This is a genomic window from Paenarthrobacter sp. YJN-D (assembly GCF_015040335.1).
GTDB lineage: Bacteria > Actinomycetota > Actinomycetes > Actinomycetales > Micrococcaceae > Arthrobacter > Arthrobacter nicotinovorans.
In genome coordinates, this window is sequence record NZ_CP053549.1 from 3,298,420 (window position 1) to 3,322,974 (window position 24,555).

The 24,555-nt window shown below is 57.7% G+C and carries 20 protein-coding genes and 1 pseudogene; 7 read left to right on the plus strand and 14 right to left on the minus strand.

Going from position 1 to position 24,555, the window contains the following annotated elements; genetic code table 11:
* Window positions 1-91: 91 nt before the first annotated feature.
* The 4 genes from HMI60_RS15275 to HMI60_RS15290 are packed head-to-tail and all read right to left on the minus strand — an operon-like array spanning window position 92 to window position 4,102.
* Window positions 92-973 carry a glycosyltransferase family 2 protein gene (locus HMI60_RS15275; RefSeq protein ID WP_193589904.1) on the minus strand — a complete coding sequence of 294 codons (882 nt, stop codon included), beginning with the start codon at window positions 971-973 and terminating at the stop codon, window positions 92-94.
* Window positions 973-2,049, minus strand: coding sequence for a polysaccharide pyruvyl transferase family protein (locus HMI60_RS15280; protein WP_193589905.1), 1,077 nt, complete (start codon window positions 2,047-2,049; stop codon window positions 973-975). Before HMI60_RS15280 ends, HMI60_RS15275 begins: the two co-directional genes overlap by 1 nt.
* Complete coding sequence (locus HMI60_RS15285; protein WP_193589906.1) at window positions 2,046-3,050, minus strand: glycosyltransferase family 1 protein; 1,005 nt, start codon at window positions 3,048-3,050, stop codon at window positions 2,046-2,048. The genes HMI60_RS15280 and HMI60_RS15285 overlap by 4 nt, the downstream gene beginning before the upstream one ends.
* An 8-nt stretch (window positions 3,051-3,058) precedes the next feature.
* On the minus strand, window positions 3,059-4,102 hold the full coding sequence (locus HMI60_RS15290) for a glycosyltransferase (protein WP_189075338.1): 1,044 nt from the start codon (window positions 4,100-4,102) through the stop codon (window positions 3,059-3,061).
* A 513-nt stretch (window positions 4,103-4,615) separates the two neighbouring features.
* On the opposite strand from HMI60_RS15290, the pseudogene HMI60_RS15295 reads away from it, so the two are divergent.
* From HMI60_RS15295 to HMI60_RS15310, 4 genes and pseudogenes are all read left to right on the plus strand, one after another.
* Window positions 4,616-5,960, plus strand: a pseudogene (locus HMI60_RS15295) (sugar transferase).
* 42 nt (window positions 5,961-6,002) lie between these two features.
* The gene (locus HMI60_RS15300; protein ID WP_193589907.1) at window positions 6,003-7,856 is read left to right on the plus strand and encodes a DUF4012 domain-containing protein; all 1,854 of its coding nucleotides are present in this window, start codon (window positions 6,003-6,005) and stop codon (window positions 7,854-7,856) included.
* A 156-nt stretch (window positions 7,857-8,012) separates the two neighbouring features.
* Window positions 8,013-8,639 (plus strand): LPXTG cell wall anchor domain-containing protein, encoded by a 627-nt coding sequence (locus HMI60_RS15305; RefSeq protein ID WP_189075341.1) that lies wholly within the window; start codon window positions 8,013-8,015, stop codon window positions 8,637-8,639.
* A gap of 276 nt (window positions 8,640-8,915) precedes the next feature.
* Window positions 8,916-9,356, plus strand: a complete 441-nt coding sequence (locus HMI60_RS15310; RefSeq protein WP_189075342.1) for a VanZ family protein — start codon at window positions 8,916-8,918, stop codon at window positions 9,354-9,356.
* A 462-nt stretch (window positions 9,357-9,818) separates the two neighbouring features.
* On the opposite strand, the gene HMI60_RS15315 is transcribed toward HMI60_RS15310, so the two are convergent.
* The 5 genes from HMI60_RS15315 to HMI60_RS15330 all read right to left on the minus strand — a co-directional run bounded on the left by HMI60_RS15315 (window position 9,819) and on the right by HMI60_RS15330 (window position 13,802).
* The gene (locus tag HMI60_RS15315) at window positions 9,819-10,508 is read right to left on the minus strand and encodes an SGNH hydrolase domain-containing protein (RefSeq protein WP_227453731.1); all 690 of its coding nucleotides are present in this window, start codon (window positions 10,506-10,508) and stop codon (window positions 9,819-9,821) included.
* 12 nt (window positions 10,509-10,520) lie between these two features.
* The gene (locus HMI60_RS21290) at window positions 10,521-11,075 is read right to left on the minus strand and encodes an acyltransferase family protein (protein WP_370584031.1); all 555 of its coding nucleotides are present in this window, start codon (window positions 11,073-11,075) and stop codon (window positions 10,521-10,523) included.
* 80 nt (window positions 11,076-11,155) lie between these two features.
* Entirely contained in the window at window positions 11,156-11,965 is an 810-nt protein-coding gene (locus HMI60_RS15320; RefSeq protein ID WP_193589908.1) for an acyltransferase, read from the minus strand.
* A gap of 576 nt (window positions 11,966-12,541) precedes the next feature.
* Complete coding sequence (locus HMI60_RS15325) at window positions 12,542-13,363, minus strand: alpha/beta fold hydrolase (RefSeq protein WP_189075345.1); 822 nt, start codon at window positions 13,361-13,363, stop codon at window positions 12,542-12,544.
* A 43-nt stretch (window positions 13,364-13,406) separates the two neighbouring features.
* Window positions 13,407-13,802, minus strand: a complete 396-nt coding sequence (locus HMI60_RS15330; protein WP_227453552.1) for a hypothetical protein — start codon at window positions 13,800-13,802, stop codon at window positions 13,407-13,409.
* A gap of 243 nt (window positions 13,803-14,045) precedes the next feature.
* Between HMI60_RS15330 and HMI60_RS15335 the strand changes: the two genes are divergently transcribed.
* A complete protein-coding gene (locus HMI60_RS15335; RefSeq protein ID WP_193589909.1) occupies window positions 14,046-15,158 on the plus strand; it encodes an acyltransferase in 1,113 nt (370 codons plus the stop codon).
* Between the two features lie 1,322 nt (window positions 15,159-16,480).
* On the opposite strand, the gene HMI60_RS15340 is transcribed toward HMI60_RS15335, so the two are convergent.
* Window positions 16,481-17,719 carry an SGNH/GDSL hydrolase family protein gene (locus tag HMI60_RS15340; RefSeq protein ID WP_193589910.1) on the minus strand — a complete coding sequence of 413 codons (1,239 nt, stop codon included), beginning with the start codon at window positions 17,717-17,719 and terminating at the stop codon, window positions 16,481-16,483.
* 224 nt (window positions 17,720-17,943) lie between these two features.
* The gene (locus HMI60_RS15345; RefSeq protein ID WP_227453553.1) at window positions 17,944-18,414 is read right to left on the minus strand and encodes a hypothetical protein; all 471 of its coding nucleotides are present in this window, start codon (window positions 18,412-18,414) and stop codon (window positions 17,944-17,946) included.
* Window positions 18,415-19,092: 678 nt separating this feature from the next.
* Here HMI60_RS15345 and HMI60_RS21080 point away from each other — a divergent pair.
* Window positions 19,093-19,383, plus strand: a complete 291-nt coding sequence (locus tag HMI60_RS21080; RefSeq protein WP_227453554.1) for a hypothetical protein — start codon at window positions 19,093-19,095, stop codon at window positions 19,381-19,383.
* A 1,252-nt stretch (window positions 19,384-20,635) separates the two neighbouring features.
* Here HMI60_RS21080 and HMI60_RS15355 read toward each other — a convergent pair.
* From HMI60_RS15355 to HMI60_RS15365, 3 genes are all read right to left on the minus strand, one after another.
* Window positions 20,636-21,667: a hypothetical protein gene (locus tag HMI60_RS15355; RefSeq protein ID WP_227453732.1), complete on the minus strand. Its 1,032-nt coding sequence runs from the start codon at window positions 21,665-21,667 to the stop codon at window positions 20,636-20,638.
* A 415-nt stretch (window positions 21,668-22,082) separates the two neighbouring features.
* The gene (locus HMI60_RS15360; RefSeq protein WP_227453555.1) at window positions 22,083-22,991 is read right to left on the minus strand and encodes an alpha/beta fold hydrolase; all 909 of its coding nucleotides are present in this window, start codon (window positions 22,989-22,991) and stop codon (window positions 22,083-22,085) included.
* 214 nt (window positions 22,992-23,205) lie between these two features.
* Window positions 23,206-24,171 (minus strand): GIY-YIG nuclease family protein, encoded by a 966-nt coding sequence (locus tag HMI60_RS15365; RefSeq protein WP_193589913.1) that lies wholly within the window; start codon window positions 24,169-24,171, stop codon window positions 23,206-23,208.
* 285 nt (window positions 24,172-24,456) lie between these two features.
* On the opposite strand from HMI60_RS15365, the gene HMI60_RS15370 reads away from it, so the two are divergent.
* Entirely contained in the window at window positions 24,457-24,555 is a 99-nt protein-coding gene (locus HMI60_RS15370) for a potassium-transporting ATPase subunit F (protein WP_193589914.1), read from the plus strand.

Here is a 24,555-nt window from a genome sequence, read left to right on the forward strand (position 1 = left end):
ACTATCCCAACGCCAATGAGGCTGGTAATTGCCGCAGAATACGGGGCACGAATTGTCGCGGCTCCAGCCTCAGTTTGGTTCTGTATGAGTCTCACAGTGACTTGCCTATTATGCCCTCAGCCCGGCCGAGCAAGATCTGCCAATTGTCTTGGAAGGTCTCGCGACCCAGCCGGACATGCAGTATTAATCTTCCAAGCGAGCGGATGAGCAGTGTGCATCGCCCCCTCAACGAGTAGTTTCTGGCGAACACCCTGCCAGTGCCACGTGCGTAGTTACGTAGCCTGCGACGGCTATTCTCTGCCGACAGAGTCGGCATAGTGGCCTCAACAAGCGCGTACCCCGGGACGTAAACAACTGAATGACCTTGCTGAAGCCCGCGAAGCAACAGATCCGTACCCTCTCCAGACTGCCAGGGTGTATCCGCACCGAGCCCCAGAGATTCGTCATAGCCGCCCACTCCGCGGAGAAATTCAGGGGTGAGAAAATAGCACGCTTCTATCGAGCTTCGCCAGACGTTTCGTGGTGTTAGGTCTATTTGGCGGTCCGGGAAGTCAATGCGGTGTTCGCCATCGACCTCTTCGGGAAGCAGTCGTCCGCTTCCGGCGGCGGCACCTTCCCGGATTGCTTGCGTTACGGAATCGCTGACGTCACCATCAAGCCACACGTCATCGTCAGGCAGGAGAACGACATCCCATCCGTCACGAAGCGCCCTCAAACCCGCGTTGCGAGCCTTGGCCAATCCCGGCGGCGATGCAACAACCTCTATCTTTGAACGAAGAGGTCCGTCATAGCGCTCCAATAATTTCTGCGATTCAAGCCCCGGGCCTTGGTCTACGACGACAATCTGCAAGTATTCAAAGCGCTGCAGTTCGAGCGACCCCACAAGTCGCAGAATCCCCTCGCTTGGGCGCAAACTTGGAATCACGACCGAAACAGAAACCGGCTCAGGGCGTGAAGGTGCTTCCGATGCCATCACGGAGCCTCTACACTCGATCGGGCGGTGCTGTTCAACAATGACTCCAAGACTCGTACTCTGCTTGCTCTAATGGATTCACTCGCCGCGAAGATGCGAGCATCGTATGCCTCCCGGGCTACGGGATCTGTCATCAATCGCCGTACGATGTCCTCAACATCACTGGTTGAAAAGCTGTGCACGTTGAAGACAAAGTCGCCCAGTCCCAGATCCTCGAAGGCTCCGAATCCTTTCCGTTCGTAGGCCAGGTGCACCACGTAGTGGCCGGCCTGAATGGCCATCAAAGCAGCGTGCAGACGAACGGCGACGACCACTCGGGCAGATGTCGGCGATCCGATGAACTCGTCGTAAGTGCAGATCTTGGATGGTTTTAGGCTTCGAACTGCTAATTCGTCGTTATTGCCAGCCACTGCACTTTGGACATACCCATCGAAGTCACCGATTTGGCCGGCCAAGACGACGGCTCCTTCAGGTACACCGCCCCTGTGTTCACGCACGCTGATTACGGGCGTAAGAACGTTGACGTCTGGATGGACCTTCCGCTTCATCGCAAGCAGTGCCAGATCCGAGGCCCGAGCAACTTGTCCCACCCCGAATTGCTCAAGGCTTCGGTTGTCCCGTACCCAGACTCTGTTCAGCTTAGCGAGCAGGAACCGCAACGGCCGTCCGAACCCAAAGCGTGCTGGGCCAATGCTCTGCGGCAAATAGACAGTCGGCGGGATGCTGGCAGCAGCCGCCAGGAGTTGCGGGCCCATGACGAGCAAGGTCTTGAGACACTCGACTGGTGTGCCAAACCTGAGGTATCCACCACCCACTCCGACAACGAGGTCGTAGTCCCGGAATCTACTCAGAAGTAGACGTAGATATTTGGTGTCGTACCCCAAATAGGAGGGTTTCGAGCAGTATGACTTGAGCCCTGCGTAGCGAAAAGACTCCGGATACGAGGTGACCAGGTCAATCCGTGCCTCCTCACCGTGCACCTCGCGAATCATTTGCAAGGACTCGTCTACGAGAAGACCGTCCCCTCTGTTGATTGAACTGTAGCCGTGAAGAAGCAGAATTCGCGTCGCACTCATGTCAATAGACTCCTGTATATAGCGACGTGCCTGCTTACGCTCTCATCCCACGAAAACTTGGATGCCCAGCTTCTTCCCTGTTCACGGACGTCCCGCCGCCAAGCTGTGTCGTCAAGGGCTGCCACGATGCCGTCGCCGATAGCTTGCCTGTCGGTCCCCTGAAGTATCCAGGCCGGTCCGGCTACTTCCTTGAGAGACCCGCGGTCAGTTGTGATCACGGGCGCACCCGATGCCATGGCTTCCAATACCGGGAATCCGAAACCTTCGTAGAGACTAGGAAACACAAAGGCTGCGCAGCGACTCATGAGTGCCGCGCGATCCTCGTTGCTGACAAAGCCTAAATAGATAGTGCGAGTGGCTTTAGTAATTGCATCCATCGACTCCGAGAAGTTCCAAGCCGGCTTGCCAGCGAGGACGAGGCGTGGGAGATCGCGGTTGGTTTCTACAGCTTGGATCAGCTCGATGAGATTCTTTCTTGGCTCAATATTTCCGACGTAAAGGAGAAACTCTTCCGGGACGAGGCCAGCAATGGAGTCCGAGTATTCTTCGTTATGCGCGAACATGGATTGACTGATGCCATGGGGTATCACCGAGATTAGTGCTCTATCCAACTTGAAAACCGTTGAGACATCGTCTGCACTAGATTCTGAGACCGTTATGACGTGATCGCAGTTGCGGATAGCCGCGCCCACTCTGGCCCGCCAAATGAACTCCTGCTGTGAGCTCCTAGCAGTCGATATCCAACGGCTTGCCACGCCATGAACGGTCACGACCGAAGGCATCCGCGGAGAAAGAAGTGGGCCAGTATCTGCCACAAAATGTACGACCGATTCAGGTGCGTACTTCCTAGAGTCGATCGACTCCGTGACCATGGTTGAAATCGGGTTACTGCCCGATCGGAGACGATCTATCTCAACACCGTGCTCCGGAAGCCTGGTTGCAATTTCCCTGGCGTACGTCGTGTTGCCCCCGACATTCCGATCTAGGATTCGACTTGGCATAACGACCCTCACGGCGCAACACCCGCATGTCCTGAGTAGAGGCCGTGCCAAGCTTTTTCCTGACTCGACTCATTCATTGCATCGAGGAGATGAACAGACTTTTCAACTAGCATGGCGCGAAATTCGGGATCAAGATGAGACTTCTCCAGGGCTGCGACGACATCCTCAGGGGTAGTTACCTGGTAAGCTCCGGATTCCGCAAGGGCGTCTATCTCCCGGGCGACAATTGGCAGTCCTCGAGCCGCAGCGTCAAGAATGCTGATCGGAAAGCCCTCGTAAGCAGCGGTGTGAACGTAGTAGTCACCGGCGTCAAGCTCAGCGATCAACTCATCGCTTTCCTTCCATCCGGCTATCTGCACTCCTTGGGACGCTAATGACTGCCTGAGGTCAGGTTCCCCGTCTCCGATCCACCGAAATTCCCAATCAGAAAGCGTAGAACTGGAGGCAGCAAGTCTCGCGATCTCCCCAAAGAAGCTCGGATCCTTCTGTTTGCAAATCCGCCCAACCATGACCACACGCTTGACCCTGTTGGTCACCTCGTCTCGACCGTCTAGGCTCTCGAGCAGGTCGCAGCTGGGTGCATTTGGAACATAAACGCATTCGGCATTGGAATTGAGCTGCATCGTCAAAGTTCGTTCGTGGGGGGACAGTACAACCGTTGCATGAGAACGGAAACTCAGCATTTTCTCGGCGAACCTAAACAGCCACTTCTTAGCAGGCTCTAAGGTGACATCGTCAAACTTATAGCAGTGCGGCTGATAAATGATCTTTGCCCTAAGACGCGTGAGGCGGCCATAGGCGCCGGCCCAGCTTGAATGCAAGTGGACATAGTCCGGTCGAAATTCTGCGACAGCCTTGCGAACCTCTAGGGTTCGACCAATCGTGCCGCTCGACTGAAATCGACGGGCTTCCAAAACACCAGCCGAAAAATCTTGATCCTGGCCGTCAACTAGCAAGTAGTGCTGATGTTCGCTGGTCAGATCGACGAGCTTTCTTATGGCTCGGCTCACCCCACCATAATGACACTCCGTCACGTGCAAAATCTTGGCCATGTCCCCCACGAGAGCCCCAGACTCTCAGTCCTTTGGTTTGGTACGGATGATGTTCGTAGTTTCCCGACAACGCGTGCATTACGCAAGTAGCTGGTTGACCTAAGCTCGGTAAGCCGTAGGCCGGCCTGCCCAAAAAATCAGCCCTACGCTTGGGTCACACCCTTGGGAGAGTCTCGGGCTCGCCCAGAAAATGCTATGGGTTGCAGCTTCAGCGCGCCAACCCACAGTCGTAATGACGAAATCTTGAGAGGCGATGGAGCAGCGACCACTCGGATATGGAAGGCTTGAGACAGTCTACGCTGCAGAACATCCCTCTAGATGCCACCAACGTCCTGGGGTTAACAAGCAGGTTAATTGAGCTAACATCCTCGTTGGATGCTTGTGACCATTGGCGGCTCCATAATTGATGAAAGGCTGCTTCCTTTGGGGGAAAACGACTGGAGAATCCGCCACTCACGGCGGCTCGCGCTTGTAGATGGGTTCGTAGTCACGTGGGCTGTGATAGGTGCATACATCGGTAGGTTCGGCTACACGACGGATCCTCTTCCGTCGGATCACGAGTTTGCCTACGTTCTACTCTCTATTGGGCTCGCCATCGCATGGTGGTTCATGTTGGGTGCTTGGAGCAGTCGACATAGCCGGATACTCGGAGCCGGCCCCGACGAATATAAACGTGTCGCGGCCGCCACTCTTTGGCTGTTCGGTCTCGTTGCAATTGTTTCGTACGTTCTCCGAGTGGACACGGCACGTGGCTACGTGGCAATCGCGCTGCCAGTCGGACTCGCAGGTCTACTCCTTGCTCGCTGGCTGTTGCGCCAGCATCTCAGTGTCGCTAGGCAACGTGGGGGGAGCATGTCGCGTCTCCTCCTGCTTGGAGGCCCCAGCGCGGTAGCACATTTGGCCTCCTCACTTCATCGTGAAAAGCACGCGGGATACCTCCCCGTAGCTGCATACATTCCCGGCGGTCCGGAGAGCATTTCCGTCGAACCCGGCTCAAACCTTCCCATACTCGGACACGCAACCGATACGGCCTCAGTGTTGGAAGCTATTGACGAATGCAAAGCCGACGCCGTGGCGGTGTCAGCCGGCGTTCAGTTGCACCCTCAAACGATCCGGCACCTCGGATGGGAACTTGCAGCTCGCAATATTGGCTTGATCATGGCCCCCGCACTAACTGATATCGCCGGCCCTCGAATTCATACGCAGCAAGTAGCAGGTCTGCCCCTAATTCACGTAACAACGCCAACGCTGGAAGGGGGCCAGCGTGTTGCCAAACGTCTGTTCGACGTCGTAGTTTCCGGTCTCCTGATCTTGGTTACAGCACCTTTGATGGGATTCATTGCCGTCCTCGTTCGGGCTGATAGCAAGGGTCCGGTGTTGTTCAAACAAGATCGCGTCGGAATGGAAGGGCGCCACTTTCAGATGGTTAAGTTCCGCTCCATGGTTGTCGATGCTGAGTCGCGTCTTTCCGAACTCCAGCATCGCAATGAGGGCCAAGGAGTCCTTTTCAAGATAAAGAACGACCCTCGAATCACTCGCGTAGGCCTTACGCTACGGAAGTACAGCCTGGATGAACTCCCCCAACTGTTCAACATTTTTGCCGGATCTATGAGTCTGGTCGGACCCCGCCCCCCCGCTTCCCCGTGAAGTGGAGGCGTACGAGAGTGATGTACGCCGGAGACTCTTGGTCAAGCCCGGCCTAACGGGCCTATGGCAGGTTAGCGGCCGGTCAAATCTCTCATGGCAGGACTCTGTGCGACTAGACCTCTACTATGTGGAGAATTGGTCGTTGGCTGGCGATCTAGTGATCATCCTGCGAACGGTGAGGGCCGTCTTCCACAGCACCGGCGCGTACTAAGCGTGTTCTGATCTGACTCAATCCAAAAGAGGTTATGGCTGCATGTCCCCGAATTCTGGCAGTAACGTCACTCGTTCCAAGCGCAAGATTCGACAGCGCCTCAAAATTGCAGGCATCTGGTCAGCAGCCATAGCGATAGTCCTGATTGCCGCATCTGCTTGGCTTGGCTCAAGGGCGGCGATCGTAAAAACAGAACTGCATGCCGCCACTCAGTTACTTCCGAACCTCAAGACCGCAGTAGCCGAAAATGATGCGGTAGCAGCGACGGAAACAGTCGAGACACTTGTCCAACACACCGGAAAGGCGCGTGACGCAGCAAGTGACCCCCTCTGGAAGGCGGCCGCTGTCCTACCCTGGATCGGCCCGAATCTTCAGGCGGCCAGTGAAGTTGCCACGTCTGCCGACGATGTTGCTCGACTCGGAGCAACGCCACTTGTCAAAGCGTTTCAATCGCTCGACTGGAAGGCTCTCACTCCCACCAACGGTCCCATGGACCTTGCCCCGTTGGAAGCGGCTGCGCCAATGGTCGATTCGGCAGCTTACGCGGTCCGCGAATCGGTTCAGCGGCTCAACCACATTCCGACAGATAGCTTGATGGCAGAGGTTTCGGCACCACTCATTGATGCCCGCGAGAAGTTGACGGACCTTCAAGGCGAGCTCGATTCTGCCGCCGACGCAGCCAAACTTGCTCCCAACATGCTTGGCGCCAACTCGCCACGGCGGTACCTCTTGCTTATGCAAAACAACGCGGAGATACGAGCGACGGGTGGAATCCCTGGAGCCGTGGCAGTTCTCGACGTTGACAAGGGAAGCCTAAAACTTGAGTCGCAAACGAGCGCAGCGGCCCTCGGATCTTTTGTGCCTCCAATTGCCGTTGATGCTGAACAGCAAGCAATCTATTCAGGGCGGATTGGCAAATTCATGCAAGACGTCAACTTAACGCCAGACTTTGCCACAAGTGCCCGCACAGCCCAGGCCATGTGGGAAAAGAGCACCGGCGAGCGTCTTGACGGCGTGCTGTCGCTGGATCCAGTCGCGCTGAGCTTCATACTCGACGCTACGGGCCCGGTGCAGATCAAGGATCCCGTTGTTCAGCAGATTGGCCGTGATCTACCCGCGCAACTGACTGGTAAGAACGTCGTGCAGACACTGCTGTCAGATGCTTACGCCAAAATCGATGAGCCCAAGCTTCAGGATGTCTACTTCGCGGGCGCGGCAAAGGAGATTTTCGGGGCTCTTTCTTCGGGAAAGACCGACCCCAAGAAGCTTATGGAGGCCCTCTCAAGAGGCGCCGAGGAACGACGCATACTCTTGTGGTCCGCTGCAGTCGAAGAAGAGAGCACTATAGGTCAGTACGCTCTCGGCGGTATGGTCTCGGGTGCTTCCATTTCACCAGCCCAGTTTGGGGTTTACTTCAACGATGGGACTGGCGCCAAGATGGATTACTGGGTCAAACGCTCAGTTCAGATAGTGAAGGACTGCACGCGGGATGGCTACCGGGAGGTCACCGTCAGGGTCACCAGTACGAACTCGGCCCCGATCGACGCTGCCAAGTCCCTGCCAGCGTACGTCACAGGCGGCGGAGCCTTCGGCATCCCGGCTGGGTCAGTACAAACCAATGTCGTAGCTTATGGCCCCGTCCAGTCGAATATTGACACGGTTGTCAAAGATGGTGAAAAAGTACCGTTCGCAGCGCAGAGGCACAGTCAACGCGCGGTCGGCACATCCACAATCAGGCTTGCTCCCGGTCAAAGCACGACCCTTGACTTCAATTTCGGCCACATCGTCCAGGACTCGGAGCCGAAGGTAGTTGTTACACCGACGACACAGCCAGTCAAGGATGTGATCCAAGCCACACTAAGTCCACTTGTGAATAGCCAGGGACCGGCACGTTAATCCTTTGTAACGGGTATGGATTTTCTTTGCTGCTAGGAGCCATCAAATGGTAAGTTCTATTTGGGCAGCACACTGAGATTTCGCTTACGGTCACGTAGGGTCTCGGAAATCTCCAAACACCACGTCGTACCACTTAAGGTCTCAGGGGGGACACACATGAGGAAATCTCTTGCAGCGCTTACGCTTGCAGGCTCCATCGCACTTCTCGGCGCAGTTCCGGCCGTAGCAAACAACGCCAATTACCCGGCACCTAACACCAGCGTCGCCGTTTCCGACGCCTCCGTAGCTCCGGGTGAAGCATTTGTCTTCAGCGGCACGGGTTTTACTCCGGGTGAGGGCATCACGATCACCGTGACGCCGACGGGCACGCCGGCTGCCAGTGGCAGCAGCGTTTCTGCCGGAAGCCTTTCGGTAGCTGCGCGTATCCCGCTGGCTCCGTCTACCCTCTCGGCTACGGCTGACGGTAACGGCGCATTCTCAGCTCCGATCGTCATCAACGAACCTGGCGCGTACTCGGTTACTGCTACCGGCAACTCATCCGGTGTAACTGTAGGCCCGGTAACTGTTGTCGTCGGCGGTGCCGCACTTTCCAACACTGGTGGGAGCACCGGAACCGGCACTGGCACCGGTCTGGCTAACACAGGCGGGGTTCCGCTGGCTAACACTGGTGCTGACTCCAGCCTCATCCTGTGGTCCCTCGTGGGCGCAGGTGCATTGGCAGCTGGTACGGCATCCGTCGTAGTGGCTCGCCGCCGCGCAAAGGGCACTGAAGTTTCTGCCTAGTAACACCTGAACCACTCTAGGGTGGGTTGCTGACAAGTTCATTGTTGGCAGCCCACCCTTAGTTTGTGTTTACTCATCCCGCGGCGCTGTGGTATCCATAGGAACCATGGGGCGGCATTGGCAAAGACGTAGGTGGAGTGTCGCCCTGCGTAACCCTTCTTTGCTGCCATCTCTGGGACTCGTCACCTTTCCGAAGTATGTCCTGCTCGGCCTCCTGGCCGTTGCGGCTTTTAGCGCCAGCATCTGGGCTCTCGCTCGAACTACCTGAAGGCCCGATTGAAAAACTCATTGTTCTGGCGAGCAGGACTGGCAAGCTACCTGATTGCCCTCGCTGCGGTCGGCTTCTGGCCGACACCTGTAGATAAACCAGTCCAAGGAAATCTCGCCGCTCTTCTGAAATTCCTCCACAGTAACGGGGTGCCCGGCTGGTTTGACTATCACTTCGTCGAGGCCTCCGCCAACGTAGCCTTGTTTATTCCATTTGGAATTCTGTCTGCAATGGCACTCCCAGCAAGATCGTGGTGGCAACTCTCCGTGTTCGGCCTGCTTGTCTCCGTTTGCATGGAAGGGGTACAACTGCTCTTCATAGCGGGCCGCTTTTCAAGCTTCATCGACGTTGTCACAAATACAGTCGGAGCCGTCATTGGCATTTCATTAGTCCGCCTTATCGCGCTAGCACTGCCTAAAATGCCGGATTGCACGGCACAGCCCAGGTAGGTTGGCTTCCTAACGGCACCCACAACGCTTCACTCAAACTTTAGGGTTTCTTGCCCCCCCCCAATCCGGGGGACTAGATGGCATGCATCGGGCCTCTCCCCCGACCCAAGCGACTGCTCCAAGGTGAAAACTATCGTGAAGTAGGCATCAGCTTTCCGCTCTTTGCGACAGGCACCCAGTATGCGCCAGCAGGGCCGGGCGACAGCAACCTCACTAGAACTTGTTTCTGTCAGCGCGACTCCACCAAACCGGGTATGAGCCCTGCAGCGGCGCCCGGAGGTTCCCTGTGGGCACAACTCCCACAAAGGCTAGAACGTAAAGCATGCAGGCGCCCTGTTGTGAGCGGCAGACTTCCCCACGGGACTGAAGCCCTTCTCCCGGACGTGCCGCTGCAACGTTTGCCCTCAGAACAGCCTCTAGCCCTAGACGTACGCCAACCGCCTCCAGCGCGCCATAACGAGCTTACGGCGCGGCCAGAGCCTCCTTGAGCACCGGGACCAGGGCTACGGCGTACTGCTTAGTGGTGTGTACGGTGTCCCGCTTTACCGGAACGTTCTGAACGAACGCCGGGCAATAGTCGGTCGAACCACAGAACCAGCCGCGCGTATCAATAAACTTGGCTCCCGCTGCCATCGCCGCTTCAGACATCGCCGCGGCGGTGATGTAGAAATTTTGGGGGATCTGGTACATACAATCCCGTGGAGTACTCGTTCGTGTGGCGCATTCGGCAGGTGCTTTGCCGGACGGCGGGGCCGTTATTACGACAAGTTGCGCACCGCTCGGCTTCAACGCTGAATGGATACTTGTCGTCGCGTTACGCCATTCGGGGCCTGCACTTGCCTCGGCCGTCCCGGATGCCAGGCGCCCGAGAACTCCAGACGTATTGGTCAAGAAAATGATTGAGGGTTTGATTGTGTTGATCTCAGCTATGGCGGCCGACCTGAATGCGCTGCATTGCTCCGTGAAACCCTCACGGTCGTCCTTCACTTCCAGATCCAGCATGACGCAACCAGCTTTGGTCATGCCACGAATGTTGTACTCGTCTGCCAGTGCCTCACGGAGGGTGGGCAGCAGGGTTATTCCGGTGGAATCCCCGAATACGACAGCTGTCTTAGGCTTCCCTGTGTCGTAAATGCAGGTGGCCTTGGACAGGTCAGTATTACCCTAGCCGTCGCGATCTTCGTCCGGTCTGCCAGCGTCCATTATGTTATCGAATGAGGGGCTCAACGTCGGCCACGACGTTGCAGCCAACGCAGAGTTAATCTCAACCTGCAGCCGGGCCGCATTAGTGTTCGTTGCGGGACGATCAGATGAGGCTTTCGTGGGAGATGCAGGAGCCGGCACCCCGGCCACGATAGCTGGCGCTGTGTGACGTAGGGACAGTGGCACGACGACCACGACGCCCACCGCAAGCGCTCCCAGCACGAAGAGCGCCGACCGTGAAGTCCCGTGGACGGCTTTCCCGCTACGCCGCGGTCTCCACCCTCCACCCCTGTACGCCCGCATTAGATACCTTTGGGCTGGTAGTTCGATGAATTCATATGACGTCCACGCCAAGAATGCGATCAGTACTAGCACCACGGGGTAGTACATAAGGTCATCTTTCGGCCACAACGCGCCAATCAAGATGATCACGGGGAAGTGCCAAAGGTATAGCGAGTACGAAGCATTTCCGATGTAAGCGGAGACCTTGTTGGTCGAGCGTGAATCCAGGTACATTGCCACCCGTTCCAGCCACGATGATGAAAGCCGTTGAAAGCACGGGAAGCCCTGCCCAAGGCGCGGGGAACGTAAAGGATTTAGTGATAATAACGAGGCTCAGCGCCACGCCTGCCACGCCAGTCCACCCCAGGACAGATCGAAGCGTTTGCCCAATGGTATTGAACATGGGCGCAATGACGGCAAGTAGCGCTCCAACGCCAAGCTCCCATGCGCGGGAAGCCGTCGAAAAATAGGCCCAAGGTGCGTGGGTTGCGATCTCGGCCATCGCCCAAAGAAACGAAACAAGCGCGAGACCGAAGAGAACGGTCGCTAGGGGCGTATCTTCGTCGAAGCGCCGACGCACCGAACTTGGCAGCGATACCCAAGACCAGGACGAGGACCCAAGGCCAAACAAAGTAGAACTGCTCTTCAACGCCAAGAGACCAGTAGTGCTGCAAGGAAGAGATCGGGCTGTCTTCGGCCCAATAGTCCGTGCCGCTCGAGGCAAAGCGCCAGTTGGCCGAGAATAGAAGCGCCCATACGCCGTCCTGAAGCACGCCACTGGCTCGCGCGGCGAAGAAAACGAAGTAGCTAGCTGTGACCGTAATGACTATGGTCGCGGTGCTGGCGGGGAGAATTCGAGCCACCCGCCGGACGTAGAAGTCCCTAAACGAAATCGTGCCCTTCATCTCGTGTTCCCGCATCAGGCCAAGCGTTATGACAAAGCCCGAGATGACGAAGAAGACGTCCACACCAACGAATCCTCCTCCCGGCAAGCCGGTTAGGTGGTTCGCGACGACAGCCAATACCGCGACAGCGCGGAGCCCATGGATATCAAGTCGTTTACTGGATGGCTTCCTCGCGCGTTGACTTGAGAGGCTGGATTTGGTCAGCGTCGATTGCGCCATGTTTCCCCCGCTGTTGGATCTGAGACTAGGTATATCCTACGGGACCAATTCGAAGGCTACTTATTACCAGTCCTGGACCTTGTAATAAGTAGCCGCGAAACGGGCCAGATTGTGCGTCTAGTCGAAATCCACGCCAAGCATTCAATAATTTTGAAAAGTAGCCTTATGATTATGCGGGCGGCACGCTCCAACTCAATGTTGCCCAAACAGGGGCGTGCCGCTCCCTCGTGAACTTGGGTACCTGAGTGCAGAACCAAGGACTTCTGCAAAGAGAACCAGCATTGCTGCTGTAGAAAGGACATCGCTTGCCATACATCGACATCAATCCTCAGAAGTCAAAGCCGAAGTGGCCTGCCTACGCTGGGCTCACAGCCCTCCTCGTTGCAACTATCGCAGTCGTGTCCTATGTGCTGACACATCACTAACCCCACCCAACCTCCCGCGCCCGCACTCCATCAACGATCTCCCGCCTACATGATTGTGGTGGACGTATGGCTCGCCAGGTAGTGGCACCACGGTGCCGTCGGCGACGCTGGCGGCCTGATGCCGGAACGGCTCGAGCCACTGTCGGCGAAGCTACGGGCGTTCGAACAGCCCTCCGAGGAAGCGCGTCAAATCCTCGGCGACTCTCTCCGGACACTCCCAGAGCACCAGATGACCGGTCGCCTCGTAGATCTGGACTCGTGCGCCCTTGATGCGGCCAACCAGGGTTTCCTGATGCTGTCGCGGCACAAGGTGATCGTGGGCGCCCCAAAGCATCAGCGTCGGGACGGAAATCTCGCCGGTCTCCGTTGGAGGAACGGCCTCGCAGAATCCTCGCAGTGAAGCCTTCCAAATCGAGGCTGGCATGGCTAGACCGTCCTGTACTCGGTCCTCAATGTATGAGGTCGGCACGGCGTGCAGCATTCTGTACCAGGCCAAAGACTCACGAACCCAGTTCTCTGAGATCGGGTCAGTAAGCCGCTCCACCTCGGCCGCAAATGGTGGCCTTCCGTGGAGCGTCAGGGGTGCGCCTACCAACGTCAAGGATGCGACACGGTCCGGATGAGAGACAGCGAGTTGCTGGGCTACGTAACCACCGCTGGATGAACCCAGGACATGTGCCTGTTTGGCGCCGAGCACCTCCAGCATGCCGACGACGTCCTCAACAACGTTAGGAAGCGAGTAGCCGCTGCTGGGTTTGTCGGCCGCGCCATGACCCCGCAAGCCAGGTGCCACAATCACCAACCCCGGGAGGGCCGCAATGAGGCGATCGAAACTCCGCCAGGATTCGCCCCAGGCGTGTAGGAGCAGCAGTGGTGCGCCGCCGTCGTCGGCTGTTTGTTCAAGGTTCCCTTGCACAAAACAAGGCACGCTGATCCCGGTGTTCAGGGATAAGGTCCTGACTTCGGACTCCATTGCCTCAGCGTACGCTCGCCCGGCCGCTGGCAGGAAGGATGTGCTAACCCCGCCCAACCTCCCAAGCCCGCATTCCATCCGCGATCTCCCCTGCATGGGTGTGGTGGAGGTAGTGCTCGCCGGGGATGGGCACCACGGTGCCGTCGGTGACGCTGGCGGCCTGGCGCCGGTGCAGCTCGAGCCACTCCGGGTTCTGTTTGTTCTCCGCAACCGCGAACAGCAGCAGCGGCAGATCCTTCGGGAAGCCGGTTCCCAGGGCGCGCTGGAAGTTCGAGCCTATGTGCTCCATCTCGTTGAGGTACGTGGGCGACATCGAATTCCGGTTGGTGAGCATCTGCATTTGATCATTTGCATAGTCCGAGTAGGCGGGGTTGTTGTCGTCCGCGAACGCGATAGCAGTGAGTACCCGGAGCAGGCCAAGGTTCTTCGCCGCTGACATCAGGCCCGTGGGGAATTGCGTATCGGTGCCCGGTTGCCACAGTGGTCGTCGCCAATGCCAGCGCCACCACGGCTCCGATGGCGGAGACTGTCACGAGCAACTTTTTAACTGACCTCTTCAAACATCCTTAGCAACAGCCGGACCCAGAAGAGTGAGAGCATGTACCGGAGGAGGAGCATGACCGGTCTTATGTTGCCTCTAGAATGTTCTTTGACTTGACAACATTCGCATTGGGGGAACTACTTGCATAACGTCACCGCTGCCAACGTGCGCCTGGACAGCCTTACGGGCCTTCGTTTTTACGCGGCCTTGATCGTGGTGCTCTTCCACACTGCAAAATACTTGGAACCGGCAGGGCCAGCTTCTAAGGTCGTCGGCCTCGGCTATACCGGGGTGAGTTTCTTCTTTGTGTTGTCCGGTTTCGTCCTTGCCTGGTCGAGAAAGCCAGGACTGCCCAATTCTCAGTTCTACTGGCGGCGGTTCGCTAGGGTGTGGCCGCTGCATGCCCTTACGACCATTTTCGCTATGGTCACAGCCCTATTCATCACCGGCGCAACCATCAACTGGGCTGCTCTCCCTGCTGTCCTGACGCTCACGCAAGGATGGTTCCCGGCGGGCGACATAAGGTACGCCTTCAACGGAGTCTCGTGGTCCTTGTCCTGCGAGATGTTCTTTTACCTGGTGTTCCCATTCGCGTTCCAAGCTCTGCGGTTCCTGCGTCCGGCGCGAGTCATGGTCATAACTGCTGTATCAATGGTTGGCGTCGCAGGGATCTGCGTACTGGTGTTTCCTACAAGCCAGTTGGGGTACCTGCTCTACACCCTTCCCGCGTTTCGACTGGGTGAGTTCATCATTGGCATCTGCTTGGCTACCTTGATCAAAAATGGCTGGACTCCTAAGTTCACCCTCAGTCATGCCCTGCTCTTCTCAGCGGGGCTTTACGCCATGATCATGCTGGCAACAGACGTGGCCTTGAAGGATCCGGAACGTATGCCGTACGTGGTTGCGGACCTTTGGATGCTGCCCGGGTTTGCGGCTATCATCGCTGCTGCTGCTTCGCGCGATATACGAGCCACAGGCGGTCACTTCGCGGCCCGCCCCATAGTCAAGCTTGGCGAGTGGTCATTCGCGCTCTATCTGGTCCACGAGCTGTTCATTCTCAGCGCAGCTCCTGCAATCAATAGGCTTCCGAACGTTGCAGGAATCCTCGCCTCTGGCGTGGTGCTCATTGCTGCGGTTCTTGGATCAGCAGCTTTGCATGAGTGGTTCGAGCGCCCGGTAGAGAAGCAGATTAGGCATTGGGCTGGACGTGGAGCAGTGCGACCGTCCAGGGGCCGCAGGGCCTTTGTCAGGTAGCACCGAAGTTCACCACCTAATCGCTCTCGAAGAGCACGCCGAAGCCAGAGAGCGGCGAGGATCTGACAAAATCGGGAGCCAAGTTGTCGAAGGCGATGCCTAGGGGCCCTCCAATTGTCAGCCCCCCCCCCCGAAAGAGAGAGTGGTCCTGTCGTGGTCTTGTTCGGGTGGAACTGCAGCTCGGTGTTGGAGGCCACCTGCGCCAGCTGTACCACTGTCAGGGGATATTCGAACGGAAACTCCGGATCCAGTCGAACTACCGGAACACGCTGTACCAGTTCAGCTTCGTCTCTGATTGTGAGGAATTCCGCCCTAAACATGTCGCCGTTTCCGTATGTGACGCTAACCAGCCGGCCCATCGGCGGACATTCCACCTTGCAGTCAGCGTCCGGTTCGATTACCCAGCAATTGTCGATAATGGAAGCACGCGGCCTGCCCGACGTGGTCGGCATCTCAAAGTTCAATTGGAGCTCACCGTGCGCGTTTTTGGAGAACCACACTATCTTGCGGTCCCCGGCCTGAATAAGCACGTCAGTGTCGAGAAAAGCATTACCGCCTACGACCGCGAGGATCGACCTTCGCATCCAATCAAAGCGACCGGACACTGAGAGTCCGCGGCCTTTACCTTCGGCCTTATAGCGCCTCAGTTGGTCATCGGTGTAGCTTCCGTTGTCTGCCTTATCTGCATGCTCCCGGCAGAGTGCAATCATCCCTTCAGGACGATGGTGCTTTTCCACTCTGAACGGAGGATCAAAGTGATGCCACGTCAAATATGGGCTTCCGCAGACATCCCCATCTACATCGATGGGACAGTGAAACCCCACCTCCTCCCTGAGGATATCGAGCACCTTGCTAGGAATCTTTCGCGTCACCATGCACCTCAGTAAAGCCCAGGCGTAGCGGATATCAAAAGACCCGGTCCTCGCGTTTCATTCGGCGTGACGCGGGTCGAGGAAACAGCTAGGTACCCGTGCACTGAAGCTCAATTGGTTTCGACTTTTGGGGGACTCATGCACGCGGAAATGGTCTGGACGCTGTCTGTCGTTGGTGCCTTCGTTGCTGGTGTTGTCGTGATCATCGTGCGGGAGTCCTCAGAAAAGATGCCATCGCCGGCCACTCAGTGCCCCAGTGCCAGCATGAATACTCAGAGCCCGAGACCGGCAACGCCCTGAGACGGAGCGTGGTGGGGCTTCCCCCGCCCGCCCCGCTAGGTGCGCGGACCTGTCGATGGAGCGGGAAGCCACCGCCTTGGGTAGCCAAGATTGCGCCTGTGAACACCCTTTCCACACCACCCCCGCCACTGACTGGTACGGCCTTACGGCTTAGTAGACGTCATTGGGGAAGCTTCCCTGTGTGACCACGATCCTGTCGACGTCGACCTCTTCCAGGCTCGCGGTTCCGTTGGGGTCGGTGAACGGGTTCACGGTGAGCCCTGTTGATGCTGCGGCAACAGTGGTCGTGACGATCTTCCAATGCCACTGATCATAAATCGGCCGGTACTCTGTCGAGTTCATCAGGGCCGAGACGGTGTCAACCACGGACACCCGCCCTGCTGTTGCTGGCTTGCCTGATGGGATGTCCATGCGGACCGCCACCGTCACGTCCTTGCCAGCGACGAGCGCGGGCGGGATGGTCTGGAACAGCTTCGCGGAAGCGTGGGCAGCCGTCTTTGCCACCTTGTAGCTGTATCTCTTGGATTTCTTTATGGCCGTGGACTGCGAGTGGGTCACGTTCTTTCCGTACCATCCGGCCAGGACGAACCCGCCTGGCACGCTGGTGCCCGTCAAGTCCCCATTGGTGAGCATGTTGCGACGGGACGTGTAGAGGCTAGGTGTCGTGGAGGTGGCTGGCTGCCCCACTGTGGTGTTCTGGAAGTGCCGCATAACCTCGGCAAGCCACACGAGATGGCCAGCCGCCGTGGGGTGCAAGCCGTCACCCTGAACAAGAACGGTGTTGACGTCCCGCCCATCGCGGAGGACCACCATGTGCGCATCAATGAACGCGTAGCCGCGTTCGGCGGCGATCCTGCGGTACATGTCTACACGGACGCCGGACTTCTGCGCGGATGCGCTGCTGCCCGGGTTCTGAGACATAAGGACGACTGACGCGGACGGAGCCCAAGTTCGGATGGTTTCGAGGTTCTGGACGTACCGGTCCCGCATCTGCCGTAACGTGTCTGTCGAGAGCTCGTTGTGGCCGTGGGAAAAGATGATGACGTCCGCGTTTGCCGGGGTGACCAGCGTGGCGTAGCCGGTAACCGGGTAGGCAGAATCCTTGCCAGCAACAGAACCCATCCACAGGTTGATGTTGCGCGCACCTGTACCGGTGATGGTGACAGGGTTGTTGTAGGCAACGCTCCCGTCGCGGTACCAGCGCGTCACGATGTTGTGCGTAGGAAACAGCGCCGCCAACTCTGCTGGTAGGCCCATGCCCCACGTCGTGGTTGCGCCTTGGGCCACGGTTGAATCCGAGATGATCAGGATATTGACATCGCTGGCACCCGTGTAGATGCGACCCAATGCATCCTGGAGCGCGGAGGTGGTCGGGCCGTACTTCGCCACCGCCTCGGTCTTGTCCAGCTTGGCTGTGACCGAGGAAGTATCAGCCTTCCCCGCGAGGGCAGCAGCGCTGGCATAAGTGGCATTAAGCGCCGTGGCGCCCGGCTGAGACGGATTGCACCTAGTTACAATCGGGGACCTGTCCTCGCGAAACCTAACGATCCGCCAGTGCACGAGGCTGCGCCAGCACCGCCGTCGTGCGTTTCTGATCGCTTTCGCGACTGAGCCTAACCCCGCCCGACCTCCCAGGCCCGCATTCCATCCGCGAGCTCTCCCGCGTGCGTGTGGTGGAGGTAGTGCTCGCCGGGGATGGGCACCACGGTGCCGTCGGTGACGCTGGCGGCCTGGCGCCGGTGCAGCTCGAGCCACTCCGGGTTCTGTTTGTTCTCCGCAACCGCGAACAGCAGCAGCGGCAGATCCTTCGGGAAGCCGGTTCCCAGGGCGCGCTGGAAGTTCGAGCCTATGTGCTCCATCTCGTTGAGGTACGTGGGCGACATCGAATTCCGGTTGGTGAGCATCTGCATTTGATCATTTGCATAGTCCGAGTAGGCGGGGTTGTTGTCGTCCGCGAACGCGATAGCAGTGAGTACCCGGAGCAGGCCAAGGTTCTTCGCCGCTGACATCAGGCCCGTGGGGAACTGCGTATCGGTGCCCGGTTGCCCGGGGACAGAGGTATCGATGCCCACAAATGCGCTCACCTCGTCCGGGTAGCTCCTGTAGAGCACAACGTTGCCGGCATAGCGAGTACAAACTGAACGATGCGATGGATGGCCGGAGGTCTCGGTTGGCGGCAAGCGCGTGGGGCGCACTCTGGGGCGGCCGTAACGATTTCGTCGATTCGCGCTACACGTTGGCCGTGTAGCTCACAATGTATTTGGGCGGCAGGGTGCCGCGCGCGCCATGGTCACCTTTCGACTCTTCGGATCCTGGCGATCGAGCCAGGGACATCTATGAGCAATGACTACCATTTACCCGATGGATCGCCGCGCTATGGGAATCGGGCGGACACTGCTGGAGAGCGTTCCCCGTCGGGTGCAGCAGCCCGAGTCGACGAAGCCGCGGAGGGCGCAGCGCGCTTGAGCTTGGATGATATGGCTGCTGCAATCGATCGCCGATTGGAGAGTGCCTGGGCGGAGGTTCCAGATCCTTCCGTAACGGCACTTAGGAGAGATCACCCAGAGGAGCTAGCTGCCGCGCGTGCCCTGGTGAACTTGCATCTGGGATCTCAACGTCAGTGGCGGTTGAAAGCGCAAGACATCCGCGATAAGCGCTTGGCAGCTACGACGGGTCGCAGACGTGCTTCTGGCCTTGCACAAAAGATCCTTCTGTTGCGCATTGGACTCATCATTGCCTTGATCGCTCCGCCGGCATACATCGTGAGCACGAACCAAAACGACCTCGTCAAACTTGTGGTCACGGGTGCCGTCTGTTTGGTCGCTGCTTTCGTCGGGGGCCATTACCTCACCGTGATGGCACGAGTGCCAGTAATGCCGACTATCCGCGGCCCTTGGCTGACCGAAATTCGCGAAGACATAGTCAATGCCACACTGGTGGCCATCCTGCTTAACAAGGGCATCGTTGTCCAAGGCACCACCGTCGCTGCTGCCAGACGCGGCTGGGAAAGCGTACAGGTCGCGGCGACGGCCGTGGGTGATATCCGCGGATGAAGCGTGGCCCGAAAGCCAGTCACGGCCTGTCAGATCAGGCTGCCCATCCCCATGCCAGAAACGTTGATCGGAAATCATTGCTTTCTGCATCCACGCAAGGTACCCGTGGCGGACGTACCAACGTAAACGAAAGGCACTGACCTCGTCCAGGTACCGGATGGCCTACTGAATCCGGTAAAGGCGTGCTGGGCGATCCGTCGTTGGCGTCCGGACCGCCAACCTCTCGCTGCTCCGCCCTATTACCTAAGAAAGAGATCATTACCTAAGAAAGAGATCGTCCGCCGTGCACGAGCTGATCTGAGCTGTGGGATTGGGGATGACGTTGCAGTTCAGTTTCCCATCTCTGACGGTGACCAGTATTGTCCGGGGACTCAAGACGCCTGGCACCTCAATCTCCCCGCCGTCCTCCAGGGAGATTTTTACATCCGAAGTTCGATCACCCGCCGACACGCTCGTGAGTACTTCACCGGTGAAACTCGATCTGGCAGAGAGCGACAGCACAACTTGGCCCGTCTCACCGGGCCTAAGGTTATACGCCAACGGACTATTGGGCTGCCCGGTTCCCGCGGCACCCAATGTCGTCTTGTCAAAAAACGCAGGTTCACCAGAATCAAGCAATAGTCTGCCCGGCTCGGCGACAACACCAGAGTCACCGGACTTATCACATTCGACTATATAAGCAGACCCCACTGGACTTGACTTAGTGGCATGACCGCGTATATTCGCTACAGCCAGAGACCCTCCACCCCCGGCCGAATTCCGTAGTTCAATGAGATAATCCCTTTGAAACTGGAAGCCGTACCGCCGCAACCATTCCTCCTGTTCCTGCGTGCAAAGAGTTCCGCCGGAAGGAAAGGATCCTATTGGCGCCCCAACTGGTAAGGCGAAGTGTGTGACCGATTCCGCACGATATGGCTTCATTGCAGCCTTAAGAGACTGCACACTCGATTCATCCTTGAACAAGACAGGGAAAACAGAAATGACCGCGGTAGTCACGGTCACCACCGTCACCGCCAACGTCCACATGCGTCCAGCGCGTGACTTCCATACAGATGTCTTCTTTGGGTCCTTGAGCCCCGCTTCTTGAACGTGTGGAGGACCAGGCACTGGTTCCGTTGACTTCACAGGAACTTTTGCAGACCCGCCGGGGTCCTCCCCGCGAAGGCCTACCACTTTCCCATTCGGAACGAGTTGGCGGTCCTCGGCCTCAGCATGGGGATTGCTTTGTTGAACAGGTTTCGAGTTATCGGACTTAGCCATGTCTGCTCACCGACAACAGTTGAGGGATCGAGCATATCTCTCGAGCGCTATACTTCTTGGTCTTTGGTGGATCTGGCGGGCATAATGCCCCACCATCAATCCATAGAGTTGTTCGCGGTAGGGATACGTAGGAAGCAGCCCCGGTTGCAAGCATGGAAACCGTAACAGGTATTTCTCGTTCCCCATCAGCACCCGCTACCGTCGCATAGACGCCCCCGGTAACCGTACCTACGGGAAAAGGAACTTTAACAACAAGATCGACATTCGACGTTTCGCCTGCAGCCAGGTTAAAAACTGCAGGCATTCCCTCTGGAATATTGCGGGTAAGGTCCTCTCCATAGATCGCAGGACCGCCGAAGATACCGATGCCTGCTCCTGCAGGTATTACAACCTCCCGGGAATTTGCGAATCCCGCTGTCGCACCTCCCGACCAATCGTTGTAGTTGGTACAAGTGATGCTGTAGCCGGCATCAGAAATCGGCGCAAACTCAGCTTTCAAACGTATGTCCTTGAACGACAGCGACTGCGGGGAGGTCGACTTATTCGTCAGGGTGACCGATCCCAGATGCATCCGACCATCCACTGCATAGTCTCGGACGTAGTTCGGAATAGCGTTCGCAGCTAGCCACTCCCTCTGTTGCGGCGTGCAGCCGGGAGTTTTATTGACACAATTTTCGAAAGCCTCAATGGTGGAATAGTCGTTTCTCAGACAACTGAGACTGACCAACCGGGCGGGCTGAACGGGAAACTCTTCGATCTTCGCTCCAGCCTTGACTATCCATTGCTCGCTCATCACCATCATCTTCGCTGGCTGGGACACATCAACTGACAAGTCTGCAAGCGAATCCGGCCCCGTTGGGGACGCAAGTACCTGCTGCGGAGGCGAAGACGTACCTGCGGTGGCCGAAGGCGTAGCAGTGGTAGAAACAGAAGGAGACTGAATAGCCCGCTCGGCCACCTGCCCATCCGCGACATTGGATTTCTGACTCGTAAACCAAGTCACGCCGGCCGCGCCCGCCACCACGATCGCCAAGCCTGTGCCTAGGCCACCTAGGAGCTTAGAAACTCGACTCACCATTGAAATGCCTCAATTCAATAGCTTGCACCCGTTTAGTACGCACCAATTTCCCACGTATCGTCCCGGAGAGGTGCGTGTTGTTGGAGCATATATGGTGGGAATTGGGCATGGCCATAGACTGAACGACAAAATTGGTGCCCGTTATTAGGGTTTCGTCTCAAGAAAGCGTTGACGGAGTCATCGTTCCGCGGGTTCGAAAAGCTCACTGCGGTTCGAAGGCAAGGCTCGTTCTGCAAAATCATCTGTGCGGGAGCGGCGCGAACGTGCAATCTTCATCGTGAGGCAGATCCATCTTCCCAACCCATCAGAGTCTTGCGCCAGCACCGCCGTCGTGCGTTTCTGATCGCTTTCGCGACTGAGCCTAACCCCGCCCGACCTCCCAGGCCCGCACTCCATCAGCGATCTCTCCCGCGTGCGTGTGGTGGAGGTAGTGCTCGCCGGGGATGGGCACCACGGTGCCGTCGGTGACGCTGGCGGCCTGGCGGCGGTGCAGCTCGAGCCACTCCGGGTTCTGTTTGTTCTCCGCAACCGCGAACAGCAGCAGCGGCAGATCCTTCGGGAAGCCCGTTCCCAGGGCGCGCTGGAAGTTCGAGCCTATGTGCTCCATCTCGTTGAGGTACGTAGGTGACATCGAGTTCCGGTTGGTGAGCATCTGCATTTGATCATTCGCATAGTCCGAGTAGGCGGGGTTGTCGTCCGCGGAGGTCAAGGCCGTGAGCAGCCGCAGCAGGCCAAGGTTTTTCGCCACCGCCATCAGCCCGGTAGGGAACTCCGTATCCATGCCCGGTTGCCCGGGAACGGAAGTATCGATGCCAACGAATCCAGTAACCTCATCCGGGTAGCGTTTGACGTAGTCGATGCCGTAGATGCCGGCGATCGAGTGTCCCATCAGGATGTAGCGGTTTACGTGCAGGGACTGCAAGGCGCCGTGGACTTCCTGCACGATGTTCTCAGTGGTCCGCTCACGGTCGGTCCCGTCGCTCAACCCGTAGCCGAAAGGTTCCACCACAATCACCCGATGGTCCTTGGCAAGCTCCCTCACCAGCGGCGCGAAGTCCAGAACAGGCGACGACGTTCCAAACCCGGGCAGGAGGACGACGTCTTTGAGCCCGCTACCGGTCACCAGGACGTTCATCTTGCTGCCGTTCACATCGACCCGCTGGCCATAAGACTCGATCTTGCTGCTCTCGGCGTCGCTCGCCACCACGTTCACCACGGTGGTGGTCGCCAACCCCAGCGCCACCACGGCTCCAATGGCGGAGACTGTCACGAGCAATTTCTTAACTGACCTCTTCAAACATCCCTTCCCAGTGCGCGCCGTGCGCCCTGTATCCAGCCTTTCGTTTCACGGCCGCGGGCGCGTCACCCCAGGGTTCTCACTTGGGTACCTCTTTCGGGGTATGGGTGGACCGTCCTTAGGATGAGTCCATGTAGCAGGGAGTCAGGCTAAGTCCCACTCTTGCGACACCAACGGCCACTAAGGCTTAGCCTTCAGACACATAACCAATTCCAGTGGAATGCCCATGTAAAACCTGCCTGTTGTTGGGCGCCAAAAGCTTGCTACCACGCCATGGATGATCCTCAACCGCACTCCCAAGGGGTATGCCCCACTGAGTTCCGGCAAATTGCCACGTGCCTATCGGGTCGATTTCCCATACATACCGAACTACCGAACTGCCGCTCCGCGGATCCCTAACCAGCAGAGCAACCAAGACCTGCTTATCCGCCGCAAGAGCCTGAAGGGCCAGAACATTTTGAGGCGATATGGCCCACCACACAGAAGCTCGTTCCCTGGCCTCCGGATCCGTCCACGGATTCGTTGGGTCCCAACCTCGCAGATTTCTGAGCTGCTCAGTTTCATTGAAAATCTCCGACTGCGGCACAGGTCCTTGTTCGCCAGTCGACTCCTGCATCGGCTCAGCAATAGGAAGATGCGTCCCCTTCACCACAACAACAGCTCGGCCGGCCCGTTTCGGTTCGTACTCCGCGAGCTCTGCCGCAGGTAGCTTCTCCACTACCTGCGGCAGCGCATCAAAATAGATCCTGGCCTCATTCAGAGGGACAACTTGGGGTACATCTTGTCCACCGTGGCCAGACTGGAGGTTGAAGAGCTGAGAACCCATCGGGCCGCCCAGCATTTTGATGAGCGCACTCTCAACATTGAAGGCATCCTGTTCTGAAAGGCCGCCTACCAAGACGTAAGCATGACGCTCAATATTCTCCAAGCTGTCGTCCATTTCCAGAATTGAGCGAAGCAAGGCCTGTTTGGCTGTGCCTCGGAAGGCCTCCTGCGCCTCCTTGAAATGGGACCGGCTGCGAAGGCCCTTGCCCTTGCCGATGTAGAAGATATCCTCCATGCGAAAAGCACCTGGCGTTCGGAGTAAGGCATAAACGTAGTGAACGCCCCTGGCCGCTGCGGCATCTTCTACTTCTGTTACGTATTCGCTCATGGTCCATCGTTAGCACACGAGGATCCGCAGCCCCGCTGACGCCCCCGCGTTAAGACCGCATCAAGATTCCCCACCACCGCATTAAGGAACCGTAAGGAACGCCTTTCCGCCCTTTTTCGAGGAGTTGACTGACATCAGCCCCCAAAGAAAGGGGCACTGATGAAAGGACGTTCCAGTGGCCGACGTGGCTGTTGTGGTGATTCTCCTGGTCTGCATGGGAATCGTGATGTGGGTGGCCCACCTCTTGGGCAAGATGGTCGACGGCGAAGGCCCGGTGAGTGGGCGATGACCGCGGACGCCATCATGTGTGTCAGCCTGTTCGTCCTCGGCTTGGCCATGGCAGGGTACCTGCTGGCAGTGCTCATCAACCCGGAAAAGTGGTGA